This window comes from Mucilaginibacter sabulilitoris (genome assembly GCF_034262375.1).
In the GTDB taxonomy this organism is placed as follows: Bacteria; Bacteroidota; Bacteroidia; order Sphingobacteriales; family Sphingobacteriaceae; genus Mucilaginibacter; species Mucilaginibacter sabulilitoris.
This window is the reverse complement of the sequence record NZ_CP139558.1, coordinates 1758134-1771616: the sequence shown is the minus strand read 5'-3', so window position 1 is coordinate 1771616 and position 13483 is coordinate 1758134. Positions and strand designations below refer to the sequence as shown.

The window sequence follows — 13483 nt, the reverse complement described above, 5'->3', positions numbered from 1 at the left end:
GTGGGTAATTATGAGCAATCATGTTCATTTAATAATGGGTACTAAGGATAAGCCTATGCAGGATATTTTAAGAGATATGTAAAGACACCCTTCTAAAATGATCATCAAAGCTATCAGTGAGAATACAGAGGAAAGCAGGCAAGATTGGCTGTTGTGGTTTTTTGAACGGATGGGAAAGAGAAATCCAAATAATGAACAATATCAGTTCTGGCAACAAGGGAATCATCCAATTGAATTATGGAGTAATGAAGTAATAGATCAAAAACTTGATTATATCCATAATAATCCCGTTACAGCTGGATGGGTTGATAAACCTGAACATTACCTGTACAGCAGCGCACGTGATTATGCAGGGGACAAAGGTTTAATAGATATACTATTGATATAGTAATTAAGCTGGAAGCTTAATTTATGGATTACAACGAGTTACGCTGCGTTAAACTCGCGGCAGCAAAGCTAAATTCGGCAGCAAAGAATAAAAGAAAATTGAACTTTAGTTTTCATTGATCAATATATCCTTGGCCATAATCATGGGCACGCTGATATATTTCTTTTCCATGTAATTGATCACCTTTTCCAGGATTTCGCGTGATTGTTCATCAAGGCCCTGAACTTCGTCGGCAAAAACAGAATTGATGGCAGTGTTGCGGATCTCCTTAATTTTTTCGGGCACCTGGCGCATGGCCAGCTCGATACGGCGTTGTTTTAATTGGGTGCAGAACTCGGCTATATTTTGTTCAATGATGCTTTCGGCATGAACAAGTTCCTGGTAACGTTCCTGCAGGTTACGTTTGGCAACCTCGTTTAGGGAATGTACTTCGATAAAATTTACAGGGAATTGCTCTAATACTTCGGGAGCGGTATCGTTTGGTATGGCCAGGTCAACAATAGTTTTACGGCCGGTTTCGCCGTTAAGCAGCGATTGATATATTTCAGTGGTGATAATAGGTTCTACTGCCGATGTACAGGTGATGATCACATCAAAACCTTTATTATATGTTTTTAATGCTTCAAGGTCAAAAGCCTCACCCTTCAAATCAGCAGCTAATTGCTGAGCTTTTGATATGGTACGGTTAAATACCGCAAAGTTGGTAAACTTATGCTTTTGAAGATATTTGGAAATATTGCGGTTAGTTTCGCCGGCGCCAACAATAAGTACACGGGCATCACTTGCGCACAGGTTCAGGTCACGCAGCTTACGATAAGCTAATGATACAACCGAAATAGGATTTTTTGAAATATTGGTATGGGTATAAACTTCTTTAGCGGTTTTAACCACACAGTTCATCACCATGCGTAAACCATCACCGGTAAGGCCAGCCTCGCGGCAGTGCTCATAGGCTTTGCGCAGCTGGGCTAATATTTCCTTTTCGCCAACTATTAAACTTTCTAATGAACATGAGGTACGCAACAGGTGAATCATAGCTTCCTGATCTTCATAGATAGAAGCGCTCTCCATAAACGTGCTTAATGACTTATCACACAACTCTGTATTAAATGACTCAATGAACCTCCTGGCAAAATCCTTATCAACCGCATGAGGAGTTGTCATAACGAATTCAACACGGTTGCACGTAGCCAGATAAAATATCTCTGGTATCCCAAATTGAGTTTTTACTTGTTGAAGTTTTTCTGTCAGATTTTCCTGGCAAACTACCAATCTACCTAATTCCTTCAGTTCAATCTGTTTGTGTGTAAAAGCAATAACCTTTAAATACTTCAAAGCAGTTTTAAATTTGACCCAACAAAAATATCACTATAAAAGCGATGCAATGTCAATACTTTGTCAAACAGGTGTATTTAGAATGGTTATAAATAGCAGTAAATTATGATAAATGACCATAAAACCACATATAAAATGCTCAAAACATTAGTTAACAAAATATGTATATTATGCAATGCGTTTTTTAAAAAACACAAGTATTATCATACTTATCATTGGTAACGATCTTGAAGGCATTAATCATTTTATAAATTTGGTTTCTTATTATAGCATTATTCCGCATTACTTACCTTATTCTGTAACTTCAGCATCACTTAGCCTTACATCAGGTACCAATACTTTAGATATGTGGCACAAGAAACCTTATACCGGGTAATGGGTTATTAGAAAGAAAAAGACACAAAACAAAAATATGGATCTGCAAAGCGTTGAAATGCGTAACCTGGAGGTACAGGATTACCAGGAGCTTAAAAAATCGATGAAATCGGCCTATATGGATATGGACGAGGATTACTGGGACGCTAACTCTATTAAAAGGCTCATCAGGCTGTTTCCCGAAGGGCAGATCTGTATCACCGTTAACGACGTGGTAGTTGGCTGTGCTTTAGCCATTATTGTTGATTATCAAAAATTTGGCGACAACCATACCTATAAGCAAATAACCGGCGACAGTACCTTTAAAACCCATACCGAAAAAGGCGATGTTTTATATGGCATCGATATTTTTATACATCCCAATTACCGGGGACTGCGACTGGCCCGCCGTTTATATGAGGCCCGTAAGGCCCTTTGCGAAAAGCTGAACCTGAAAAGCATTATTGCCGGCGGCCGTATCCCCAACTATCAAAAATATCAGAACGACCTTACCCCGCGCCAATATATTGACAAGGTAAAGTACAAGGAAATTTATGATCCTACCCTGTCGTTTCAACTGGCCAATGATTTTCACGTGCGTAAAGTGCTGCGCAATTACCTGCCCGAAGACAGTCGTTCAAAGGGTTTTGCCACACTTATTGAGTGGAACAATGTTTATTACGAAGAGATCAGCACGGCCATTAATCAAAAAACAGTAGTACGCATAGGTTTAGTACAATGGCAAATGCGTACTTATAATAATATAAGCGAGCTGATGAAGCATGCCGAATATTTTATTGACGCGGTGAGCGATTATCAATCGGACTTCGTTTTATTCCCCGAGCTATTTAATACACCGCTCATGGCCGACTATAATCACCTGGATACGGCCAAGGCCATGCGCGAGCTGGCAAAATATACCCAACCCATTATTGAGGAGTTTTCAAAACTGGCGGTATCATACAATGTAAACATCATAGCGGGCAGCATGCCAACCATTTTCGAAGATTCGCTTTACAATGTGTCGTACCTGTTCAGGCGTAACGGGAGCATGGAAGAGATTTATAAGATACATCCAACACCGTCAGAGATCAGTTCATGGGGTATCCGCGGCGGCGATGAACTAAAAGTATTTGAAACCGACGCTGGTAAAATAGGCATCCTGATTTGCTATGATGTAGAGTTTCCGGAATTGTCGCGCATACTGGCCAGTCAGGACATGCAGATATTGTTTGTGCCTTTTTTAACAGATACGCAAAACGGTTATAACCGGGTTAAGTTTTGCGCCCAGGCCCGTGCGGTTGAAAATGAGTGTTACGTTGCCATTGCCGGCTGCGTGGGTAACCTGCCCAATGTAAATAATATGGGCATCAGCTATGCACAATCGGCTGTATTTACGCCTTCAGATTTTGGCTTTCCTACCAACGGCATCCAATCAGAAGCTACCCCTAACACTGAAATGATTGTAATAGCAGATGTTGACCTTTCCTTGCTTGATGAGCTGCATGAATACGGCAGCGTGCAAAATATAAAAGACCGTCGGACCGATCTATATAATATTACATTTAACGGTAAGAAAGTGTAACAAGGCTTAGGAAATATATATGTTTTATCAATGCGCTTAACAACAATCAGGCGCTCATTCTTCGTATAAGCATAGCATTATATTGCTCTAACAAAGTAATGTATTTCATTTGCCATTCAGATTCATCATTTAACGCTGTAGTATCAAGAAAGCGTTGGTTTGCAGCCTTCATAAAACTATCGCTGGTAAACATTTCAGGGAACTCTTTTGAAAAGTCATAATCAACCGCGGTTCCAATGCGATAAATAATTTCAGACTTTAGGTTTCTGTCGGCAAACCAATTGTAAATTGACCTTCTGTTAACGCTCAACAATTTAGATAAAGCACTCAAATTGTGTCCGTTTCGCCGGATCACATATTCTACTATTTGACCATTATGTTTGTTCATATACAGGATGATTAGACTAACAATATGCAATCACGCTTCCAAAATGAACAAAATGGTCAGTTATCAACACAATGTTTAAAAATAGCATTAACTGAACCTGAAAAAATTACACATACAGGAAAATACTTCATATAGTTGTGAAACCAAAAACATCAATCTGAGAAAAAAGGGGAAAATATTACACAATTCGGGGACATAAATCTACCGCTGTTTATCTGTATTTACGTTTTGAACGTAAAAGAAGATGGGCTACTTAAACCATATTACTGTCATTAAAGAAATAAACGTATAGAAACATTTCTATATATCAATACCAATATCGACCTTTGTACCGGTGAATAATTGTCATCATCACCAAATAAAGATCAGGCAGAAATGATGGACAACAAAAAAATAGAAAAAATATCCCGTGCCCTGAGCGATGCTCACAGGATAGCTATTTTACAACAGTTTAAAAAAAAGAAAGACTGTTTGTATTGTGCCGAAGTAAATGATCTGCTCGACCTTACCCAACCTTCAGTATCACACCATTTAAAGCAATTGGTAGATGCCGAATTGCTGCTGCCCCAAAAAGAGGGTCGCAACCTTAAATACGTACTCAACCAGCAGGTACTCGACGAATACATTGGTTGTTTGAACAATCTCAAAGATTAACACTTTTTTAACATGCTATTACATTTCCCCTTTAATACATATCGAAATATTTGAATATTTAAATACTAAAATCTATGAAAAAATCTATCTATATCATGGCCTTAGGGGCTTTCGGGATCATCACTACCGAGTTTGGCGTTATCGGGATATTGCCGGCGTTGGTAAAGGAATTCCATATTTCTATTGATACAGCGGGCTGGCTACTGAGCGCTTTTGCTTTAACTGTTGCGCTGGCGGGACCTTTTACTAATATGCTTACTGCAAAAATGAACCGTAAAATCATCATGTGTTTGGTATTGGGCATATTTGTAGTTTCAAACCTGCTGTCGGCAGTTGCTCCTAACTTCACAGTGCTGATGATAGCCCGCATTTTGCCGGCATTTTTACACCCGGTATTCTGGGCAGTGTCCATGACGGCCGCCTCCAAACAAGCCGGGCCAAAAGATGCTCCTAAAGCTATTGCCATAATAATGGCTGGTTTAAGTGTAGCTACCGTGCTGGGCGTACCCCTCACTACCTATATCGCCGACCTGTTTAGCTGGCGTATCTCTTTTATTCTTTCGGCAATGATTAACTTACTGGCTTTTGGAGCACTGGCTATATTTGTGCCGTCGATGCCTGTTGATGAGGCTGCCGAAAGCCCTAAAAGCCAGGTTAAATTATTAAGCAGCGCACAATTATGGGTAAAGCTGTTAACCGCAACTGTTATACTGGCCGGCATGTTTGCCACCTATGGTTATCTTGCCGAATATCTCGACAAAGTTTCGCACATGAGCGGCGCACAAATCAGCGTAATGCTGCTGGTATTTGGCGGTACAGGAATTATAGGCAACTGGCTTACAGGTATTGCATTGAGTAAAAATATACTGGGCACCACCCGCTTGTTTTTACTAGCGCTGGTAGTGATGCACTTACTGGCGTATAAATTTGGCGGTTTGTTTATCCCTATGGTTACTATACTCTCAGTTTGGGGACTTGTACATACCGGCGGCTTTTTAGTAGCCAACCTGCATGTTATTGATGGTATACAGGGCACGGCGCTTGATTTTGTGAATAGTTTACTGCCATCATTTTTTAACGCCGGCATTACAGTGGGCACCCTGCTGGGCGGTTTAATTATTGCCCATTATGGTATTCATGAAGTGATCTGGATGACAGTGCCCCTCCTGCTGCTGTCATTAGGACTCAGCTTTGTTACTGTTAAAGAAAAACAAGTAGCAAATGAAACTATCGCTGATAAGCCCATTGAGCTGGAGCCGGTTCAAGCGGTTGTTTGCGAATAACGATATTTTACTCTATCCCGCTGTCCGAAGTCTTTGACTTCGGACAGCTTTTTTTTTTGCCCTATTTTACCTGTAAAAATTGTAATTTCCGCCCCATGATCCGCAAAGATAATTATACCCTGCCTGGTGCTAAAGGCCGTCCGATGCTCATTGATGTAACGTATGACGATGTGCTTAAAAACGCGCCGCTGGTGATATTTGCACACGGCTTTAAAGGGTTTAAGGATTGGGGCACGCACCATATGGTGGCCGATTATTTTGCCCGCAACGGGTTCAGGTATTTAAAGTTTAACTTTTCGCATAATGGCACCACGCCAGATGACCCGCTTAATTTTGCGGACCTGATAGCTTTCAGCGATAATACCTTTTCAATAGAACTGGAGGATCTGGATACTATTATTGATTTTGCCTGTAGCGGTTCGGGTATGGCAGCGGCCGAAGGCGTGTTTTTGATTGGGCATAGCATGGGCGGTGGTATCGGCATCATTAAAACAGCCGAAGACAGCAGGATAAAAAAGCTGGTTACCATGGCTTCTATATCCGGTTTCCGTAACCTATGGCCAAAACAATCAGAAGTACAGTGGCGGTTACAAGGCATCATATACATGCACAATTCACGCACCGGGCAGCAAATGCCGCTCAAATCATCATTGCTTGATGATCTGGATAGCCATCCTTTGCGCCTGAATATACCGGCAAAGGCTGCCGCAGTAAAACAACCCTGGCTGCTAACCCATGGCGACGCCGACCTTACAGTACCATTAGCCCATGCTGAAGAACTTCACCAGGCGCAACCCAATGCCGAATTTGTAATTTTCCCGGAAGGCGATCATACTTTTGGCGGTTCACACCCTTACGCAAGTGATACACTGCCGGCTCCCCTTCTGGAGTTTTGTGACAGGGCAATATCATTTCTGCGGGGATAGCATGGCAAGTCGAATATCATTCCTGCGTCAATAAAAGCAACTTCACAAAACTCATCGTAACTTTTCAGTAAGAATTACTTCTTACTGGATATATAATATTATAATTGTTTCTATGAGTTTAAAAGGATCCAAAAAAGAAGGGAAAAAATACATCAACGTAATACCTACCGATGAAGCAGGTTTTGATAAAATGGGATCCATTTTACGGGAGTACCTGAACAATAAGGCCGAGAATAACCCCAAAAAAACAATAGGCCCTTTTAAAACCGATACAAGCGCTTACCAGAACTCACCTGCGAGCGGTCTACGCATTACCTGGATAGGGCACTCCAGCATATTGATTGAAATTGATGGCAAACGCATACTGACCGACCCGGTTTGGGGCGATCGCGCATCGTTCTCAAAGCTCATAGGACCGAAACGCTTTTTTAAACCACCGCTTTTGTTAAGCGAGTTACCTCCGTTGGATGCTGTGATCATATCGCATGACCATTATGACCATTTTGATAAAGACACCATAAAATATTTCGCAGGCTCAACCATTCCCTTTTACTGCTCGGTGGGTGTAGGGCAATACCTGCGCAAATGGGGCATCGTAGCAAATTATATTACCGAAATGGATTGGGGCGACAGCGTAATGATAGGTAATGATATCGTTGTTACGGCAACTCCATCGCGGCATTTTTCGGGCCGGGGGATAATTAATCGGAACGAAACCTTATGGTCGTCGTTTGTAATTAAAGGCCCTATGCATAATATTTATTTTGGCGCCGATTCGGGCTGGTCGCCAAGTTTTGCGGAAATAGGTGAAGCTTTTGGCCCTTTCGATCTTACCACGCTCGAAGTCGGCGCCTACGGTAAATACTGGCCCGATATACACATGGGGCCTGATCATGCAACCAATGCTCACCTGGCATTAAAAGGCAAATTGATGATGCCTATTCATTACGGCACATTCAACCTGGCCCCGCATGCCTGGTATGAGCCTGTTGAACGCCTGGAAAAGCTTGCGGCGGATAAAAGGATACAGTTATTTGTACCCAAACCCGGTGAGCCTACAGAAGTTACCGGAGAATACAACTCCAACTGGTGGAAACCGTATTTATCTTAAAAATCTATCCCACTTTGTCATGCTGAGTGATTAAATCCTTGGCCTCTGAAGGAGAAATGACATAGCTTTGCTGAGCCGTGCAGTGTGTCCGATCAAGTTATAGTGCTTATTGCCTGTTGCTGAGTATGGTTCTGAAGTATAGAGTCTGAAGGTATGGTACGATCCTTACAAGAGTGATTTGTCCGATGGGTAGCCTGTCTTTTCTTTAAACTCCTTCGGGCACGGCTTCTTAAAAAAGGATATAAGGATGGAAAAGATGCATTTTCATGCAGCGGGCATAGATATAGGCGCCCGTAAGCTATTCGTGGGGCTTGAAGGTCAGCCGGTTCGTTCGTTTGAAACTTTCACCAGTGATCTGGAATCACTTAAGCATTATTTATTGGAGCATAAAGTAAGTACGGTAGCCATGGAAGCGACAGGAGTTTACTGGTATGTGCTTTATGATATTCTTTTGGATGCGGGATTAGATGTGTGGCTTGTTGACGGGCGGCAGACACGGCAGTTACCAGGCAGAAAAACAGATGTAAAGGATTGCCAGTGGATACAGCAGTTGCATAGCTATGGTTTACTGAACCGCTGTTATGTTTCAGAGGGGCATATCAAAGAATTGCGTAGTTATCAGCGTCTTCGGGAGGATCACCTTCGGAGTGCGGCCATGCATGTTCAACACATGCAGAAGGCACTGATAGAAATGAATATCCGTTTGCCGGAGGTATTAAGCCAGGTCCATGGAGTAAGCGGCATGGCGTTGATCGATGCGATACTGCAGGGTGAGCGTGATCCTGCTAAGTTGTTTTCACTGTGCCATAAAAAGATCAGGGAGAATAAAGGAGAAGAACTATTGAAGGCCTTGCAGGGCCATTATACAGCCCAGGGGCTTTTTGCCTTGGGTCAGGCCTATAAGGGCTATGGTTTTTATCAGGGTCAGATACAGGAATGCGACAGTCAGATTGATCGTGTTTTACAGCGGATCAACAGGGACAAGAGCCTACCGCCGGGAATAAGCGGCGGGAAACGCAAAGCGATCCGTCACAACAAACCTAATATCGATAATCTGGGGGATCACTTGTTGAAGATATTTGATGGTAAAGACGCGACCAAACTCCCGGGTATTACAGATTACAACTGGTTACAGTTATACACAGAGGTAGGTTCGGATCTTAGCCGATGGCCAAGTGAAAAACATTTCACCAGTTGGCTTGGTTTATCGCCGGGGCATGACCGTTCAGGAAAGAAAAACAAAAGTAAAAGCAAGGGTAAGCCGACCGTTGGGCAAATATTCAAACAGATGGCCCATGGATTATTGAACAGCAAGTATATCGGCTGGGGTTCATTTGCAAGAAGGTTAAGGGGTAGAAAAGGCCCCGCGATAGCTATTAAAGCTACAGCCAGAAAACTGGCTGCTCAATACTGGCGTTTAATCGTAAAAGGCGCCGACTTTGTAGAGAAGGGCCTTCACTCGTATGAGAACATTCTTAAAGAACAGAAACAAAGGCGATTAGAAAGACTTGCCCTTGAATTAAATATGGAACTTGTGCCTGCTTAAATTATTATGTCATGGGTAGGAACGAAGTATCTAATCGCCGATTTGCATATTCAAGAATAGATTCTTCACTGTCGCTCAGAATGACAATTTGGTTAACCGCCATTTTTAATACATTAGAGTAAAATATCGACTTTGGTGTAACTTTTATCCCATTCAGCATTCCTAATAAAAATAACCCGCATGGCTCAAACCTACATATTGGTAATTGAAGGTAAACCTGAAGGGCCTTTTAGCCTCGATGAATTAAAAGCCTTTCAAATAAAACCCGGCGACTTTGTAAAAACCCCTGAAATGGATGATTACAAAGAAGCACAGGAAATTGCCGAACTCAGGGAATTATTAGGCTTTGCCAAACCAACATTGCTGGTACAATATTATGGCAGTTTTGATCAGCGCCTGCTGGCTTCGGTGCTTGATTGGTTTATACTTTTCGGGGTGTTTATCATCATTACTTTTATTGTTGTAATACTGTTTATACAGGATAAAGAAACCCGCCTTACTACTACTTTCATCATTTTGGGCATCACTCCCGTGGCCCGGGCAGTTTACCAGATCATTATGGAAAGCTCCGCAAAACAGGCCACCTACGGCAAGCAGATGTTAAAGATCAGGGTAGTTGATATGTACGGCAACCGCATCAGTACTGGCAAAGCTATAGGTCGTAATCTTTCGAAAATATTTTCGGTGGGTACGTTTTTCATTGGCTATCTGTTAGCCTTTTTCAATAAAAAGCAGCAATGCCTGCATGATATGATAGCAGGTACGTTGGTAATTAAGGACAGACTATTTTAGAGATTATTTTTGCTTTACTAATTTATACTTTAACTCATCCAAAATCAATAATGTCGAATCGGTATTAGGCTTGGTTTCATAGAGCATTAAAGTGTCGGCATTGATCTTAAATGAGTAAGATTTATGACCTTTCCTATTAAAATCAAATCCGATCTCATCCAGATTATCCATTACATCTGAATTCAGATCGATATTAATACCGTACTTTTTAAAATTCAAAATGCCATTCACGCTTCCATCAGCATTAAAATTCACTTTAGATTTATTTCCGGAATCATCAGTCAAGATATAATTACCTGCAATAATTCCTTTATTGATCATATAATCTAAACCCAGGCCCAATTCTTCAGTATTTTTTTTAAATGCTCTTTTATAATGGGTAGCTATCATTTTGCTTTTATCTTTTTCACCCGGCCAATAAGTCGTTAAAATAGTATCTCTGCCTTTTACAGAATACCCAAGGTCGCCTGTACCAAATTGTATAGTTGCTTTTTGAGATCCCGCTTTAAACCTGAGTATCAAATTACTGCCATCATGATTGTTCCAGCCTGCTCCCACTGAAATACTATCACCCGCTATTTGATCTGTATTAATAATCATTGTGGTCATTCCATTATCCTCACCGGCTGCAGCCAATGGCGATTTTGTTTGAATCACCTTGTCTATGTAGGCACTTTTTACCCATACTCCCTGAATTATCGGTTTAAATTCGGCTATGAGTAGCTTTGAGTTATCCATCAATGGAGTAGTTTCAGTTGACTTCAAAACAGGCTGTTTAGTATTACTCTTACAGGAAATGAATATTCCGAGCAGAAAAGCAAGCCATAAGTTATTTTTCATAATACAGATAAGGTTATAGGTCGCTAAAATAAACATATTACTATACTATCCTTTAGGTCATATTAATTCATGCTTTACATAATTGCCCTGCTAATCCCCAACATATTCATTAAATTTGCATCTTATTAATTATCTAAGCATGAATACTGATGCTGTTAAATTGCTGCAGGGCCGTTATTGCAATTCGCTAACTGAATATTCGCGGTTTGTTACCCGTGAGGTTTTTATTGGCGATGTGCCTATGGGCGGCAATAATCCAATCCGCATACAAAGCATGACCACTACCGATACCATGGATACCATTGGTACGGTTGAGCAATCCATCCGTATGGTTGATGCCGGTTGTGAATATGTACGTATTACTGCTCCCAGCATTAAAGAGGCTCAAAATCTGGCCGAGATAAAAAAACAACTTCGCCAGCGTGGATATAATGTGCCGCTGGTTGCTGATATACACTTTACTCCAAACGCCGCCGAAGTGGCTGCACGCATTGTTGAAAAAGTACGTGTAAACCCGGGCAACTACGCCGATAAAAAGAAATTCGACCAGATAGATTATACCGATCAGGAATACCAGGGCGAGCTGGAACGCATTTACAAAAAATTCGCGCCGCTGGTTGGTATTTGCAAGGAATATGGCACCGCCATGCGCATCGGAACCAATCACGGTTCGTTGAGCGACCGTATCATGAGCCGCTATGGTGATACCCCACAGGGCATGGTAGAATCGGCCATGGAGTTTATGCGCATGTGCGAAACGCTGAACTATTACAACCTCGTGGTCTCTATGAAATCGAGCAATCCGCAGGTAATGGTTCAAGCCTACCGTTTACTGGTTGAAACCATGGTTGCCGAGGGCATGAACTACCCGCTGCACCTTGGCGTAACCGAGGCCGGCGACGGTGAAGACGGTCGTATTAAATCTGCCGTTGGTATAGGCACTTTACTGGAGGATGGTCTGGGCGACACCGTTCGTGTTTCCCTCACCGAAGAGCCTGAAGCTGAAGCACCTGTTGCCATTGAGCTGGTGAAGCGATACGTTGAAAGGGCGAAAGGCGAAAGGTTAAAGACAAAAGATAATGATAAAATGGAAGAGAAAGACCTTTCACCTTTAACGTTTAATCTTTCACCTGCGCAGCATAATCCCTACGAATACAAAAAACGCCATACCTACGAGGCTAATGCATTTATTGGCGGTCATATGGTACCAAGGGTGGTGGTTGACCTGTCGGCCAAAAATTTAAAAGACCCGGCGGTGTTAAAAGATGCGGGATATATATACTCGCCTCTGCTTGATAAATATAATATGGCCGAGCAATCGGTTGATTTTGTTTACTTGGCCGATGAGTTGCCATCGTTTGTATTCCCGAGTAATTTAAAGCAGCTTTACAACTATAAAACCTGGCAAAAACTGGGTGACAAAATCAATTGCCATCCCGTGTTTTCATTAGCAGAATATATTGCTGCTGATGCTAACCGCTCATCTAAATTAAACCTGGTAAGGATACTACCGGCCGATATTGATTCGGACGAGTTTGGCGCTTTGCCTTTTGACAATTCACTGGTATTGGTATTGGAAACCACAGCCCTGCACGGCATGGCCGATCAGCGAAGCTTCTTCTTTAAACTCGAAGAACTGGGTTTAGAAGTACCGGTAATCGTAAAAAGAAGTTATCAGTTTGGAGTGATGAGTGATGAGTTAGAAAAAAAAACATATAGTTCAAACAACGGACAAAATGAACTCACCACTCACCACTCACTACTCACCACTAAACTTCAGCTATACGCTGCTACAGATCTGGGGGCATTATTAGTTGATGGTTTTGGCGATGGTATCTGGATAGACGCGCCTGAATTGCCCACTAATGTTGTTACCTCAACCGCTTTTGGCATTTTGCAGGCTACACGCTCCAGAATTTCCAAAACAGAATATATATCATGCCCAAGCTGTGGCCGTACTTTGTTTGATCTGATGGTTACCACCCAGATGATCCGCAGCCGTACAAGTCACCTCAAAGGACTGAAGATCGGTATTATGGGCTGTATCGTAAACGGCCCGGGCGAAATGGCCGATGCCGATTATGGCTACGTAGGTTCAGGTACTGATAAGGTTACCCTTTATCGTGGCAAGGAAGCTGTAAAGAAAAACATCAGCTCGGCCAACGCGCTTGATGAACTGATTGGCATTATTAAAGAAGACGGCAACTGGGTTGAGCAGGAGATTAATTAGCGAATTATTGAGTGAAGGAATTAGTGATTGCATAAATCCTGATACTAATTA

General features: G+C 42.0%; 13 protein-coding genes. 10 read left to right on the top strand and 3 right to left on the bottom strand.

The window, feature by feature from the left end:
• Positions 1–97 precede the first annotated feature (97 nt).
• Complete coding sequence (locus SNE25_RS07645) at positions 98–388, top strand: hypothetical protein (RefSeq protein WP_321564506.1); 291 nt, start codon at positions 98–100, stop codon at positions 386–388.
• 105 nt (positions 389–493) lie between these two features.
• On the opposite strand, the gene hemA is transcribed toward SNE25_RS07645, so the two are convergent.
• Entirely contained in the window at positions 494–1723 is a 1230-nt protein-coding gene (gene hemA / locus SNE25_RS07640; protein WP_321564505.1) for a glutamyl-tRNA reductase, read from the bottom strand.
• Between the two features lie 175 nt (positions 1724–1898).
• Here hemA and SNE25_RS07635 point away from each other — a divergent pair, with 175 nt between their 5' ends.
• Both SNE25_RS07635 and SNE25_RS07630 read left to right on the top strand, forming a co-directional pair.
• Positions 1899–2099: a hypothetical protein gene (locus SNE25_RS07635; RefSeq protein WP_321564504.1), complete on the top strand. Its 201-nt coding sequence runs from the start codon at positions 1899–1901 to the stop codon at positions 2097–2099.
• A gap of 36 nt (positions 2100–2135) precedes the next feature.
• A complete protein-coding gene (locus SNE25_RS07630; protein WP_321564503.1) occupies positions 2136–3662 on the top strand; it encodes a carbon-nitrogen hydrolase family protein in 1527 nt (508 codons plus the stop codon).
• A 46-nt stretch (positions 3663–3708) separates the two neighbouring features.
• Here the strand turns inward: SNE25_RS07630 and SNE25_RS07625 are convergent, their stop codons facing one another.
• A complete protein-coding gene (locus SNE25_RS07625) occupies positions 3709–4050 on the bottom strand; it encodes a hypothetical protein (protein ID WP_321564502.1) in 342 nt (113 codons plus the stop codon).
• 342 nt (positions 4051–4392) lie between these two features.
• Here SNE25_RS07625 and SNE25_RS07620 point away from each other — a divergent pair, with 342 nt between their 5' ends.
• The 6 genes from SNE25_RS07620 to SNE25_RS07595 all read left to right on the top strand — a co-directional run bounded on the left by SNE25_RS07620 (position 4393) and on the right by SNE25_RS07595 (position 10362).
• Positions 4393–4704 carry an ArsR/SmtB family transcription factor gene (locus SNE25_RS07620; protein WP_321564501.1) on the top strand — a complete coding sequence of 104 codons (312 nt, stop codon included), beginning with the start codon at positions 4393–4395 and terminating at the stop codon, positions 4702–4704.
• A gap of 74 nt (positions 4705–4778) precedes the next feature.
• Positions 4779–5987 (top strand): MFS transporter, encoded by a 1209-nt coding sequence (locus SNE25_RS07615; RefSeq protein ID WP_321564500.1) that lies wholly within the window; start codon positions 4779–4781, stop codon positions 5985–5987.
• Positions 5988–6082: 95 nt separating this feature from the next.
• The gene (locus SNE25_RS07610) at positions 6083–6913 is read left to right on the top strand and encodes an alpha/beta hydrolase family protein (RefSeq protein WP_321564499.1); all 831 of its coding nucleotides are present in this window, start codon (positions 6083–6085) and stop codon (positions 6911–6913) included.
• A gap of 112 nt (positions 6914–7025) precedes the next feature.
• Positions 7026–8024 carry an MBL fold metallo-hydrolase gene (locus SNE25_RS07605; RefSeq protein WP_321564498.1) on the top strand — a complete coding sequence of 333 codons (999 nt, stop codon included), beginning with the start codon at positions 7026–7028 and terminating at the stop codon, positions 8022–8024.
• Positions 8025–8271: 247 nt separating this feature from the next.
• Positions 8272–9570, top strand: coding sequence for an IS110 family RNA-guided transposase (locus SNE25_RS07600; RefSeq protein ID WP_321564497.1), 1299 nt, complete (start codon positions 8272–8274; stop codon positions 9568–9570).
• Between the two features lie 180 nt (positions 9571–9750).
• Positions 9751–10362 carry an RDD family protein gene (locus SNE25_RS07595; RefSeq protein WP_321564496.1) on the top strand — a complete coding sequence of 204 codons (612 nt, stop codon included), beginning with the start codon at positions 9751–9753 and terminating at the stop codon, positions 10360–10362.
• A 3-nt stretch (positions 10363–10365) separates the two neighbouring features.
• On the opposite strand, the gene SNE25_RS07590 is transcribed toward SNE25_RS07595, so the two are convergent.
• Positions 10366–11202 (bottom strand): hypothetical protein, encoded by an 837-nt coding sequence (locus SNE25_RS07590; RefSeq protein ID WP_321564495.1) that lies wholly within the window; start codon positions 11200–11202, stop codon positions 10366–10368.
• A 139-nt stretch (positions 11203–11341) separates the two neighbouring features.
• On the opposite strand from SNE25_RS07590, the gene ispG reads away from it, so the two are divergent.
• Positions 11342–13432: a (E)-4-hydroxy-3-methylbut-2-enyl-diphosphate synthase gene (ispG, locus tag SNE25_RS07585; protein WP_321564494.1), complete on the top strand. Its 2091-nt coding sequence runs from the start codon at positions 11342–11344 to the stop codon at positions 13430–13432.
• The last annotated feature ends 51 nt before the right edge of the window (positions 13433–13483 follow it).

Excerpts from the sequence above, each read along its gene's own strand:
- SNE25_RS07630 (WP_321564503.1), top strand. The coding sequence starts at position 2,136 with ATGGATCTGCAAAGCGTTGAAATGCGTAACCTGGAGGTACAGGATTAC.
- SNE25_RS07595 (WP_321564496.1), top strand. The coding sequence starts at position 9,751 with ATGGCTCAAACCTACATATTGGTAATTGAAGGTAAACCTGAAGGGCCT.
- SNE25_RS07610 (WP_321564499.1), top strand. The coding sequence starts at position 6,083 with ATGATCCGCAAAGATAATTATACCCTGCCTGGTGCTAAAGGCCGTCCG.
- SNE25_RS07635 (WP_321564504.1), top strand. The coding sequence starts at position 1,899 with ATGCGTTTTTTAAAAAACACAAGTATTATCATACTTATCATTGGTAAC.
- SNE25_RS07605 (WP_321564498.1), top strand. The coding sequence starts at position 7,026 with ATGAGTTTAAAAGGATCCAAAAAAGAAGGGAAAAAATACATCAACGTA.
- SNE25_RS07615 (WP_321564500.1), top strand. The coding sequence starts at position 4,779 with ATGAAAAAATCTATCTATATCATGGCCTTAGGGGCTTTCGGGATCATC.
- SNE25_RS07600 (WP_321564497.1), top strand. The coding sequence starts at position 8,272 with ATGGAAAAGATGCATTTTCATGCAGCGGGCATAGATATAGGCGCCCGT.
- ispG (WP_321564494.1), top strand. The coding sequence starts at position 11,342 with ATGAATACTGATGCTGTTAAATTGCTGCAGGGCCGTTATTGCAATTCG.
- SNE25_RS07645 (WP_321564506.1), top strand. The coding sequence starts at position 98 with ATGATCATCAAAGCTATCAGTGAGAATACAGAGGAAAGCAGGCAAGAT.
- SNE25_RS07625 (WP_321564502.1), bottom strand. The coding sequence starts at position 4,050 with ATGAACAAACATAATGGTCAAATAGTAGAATATGTGATCCGGCGAAAC.
- SNE25_RS07590 (WP_321564495.1), bottom strand. The coding sequence starts at position 11,202 with ATGAAAAATAACTTATGGCTTGCTTTTCTGCTCGGAATATTCATTTCC.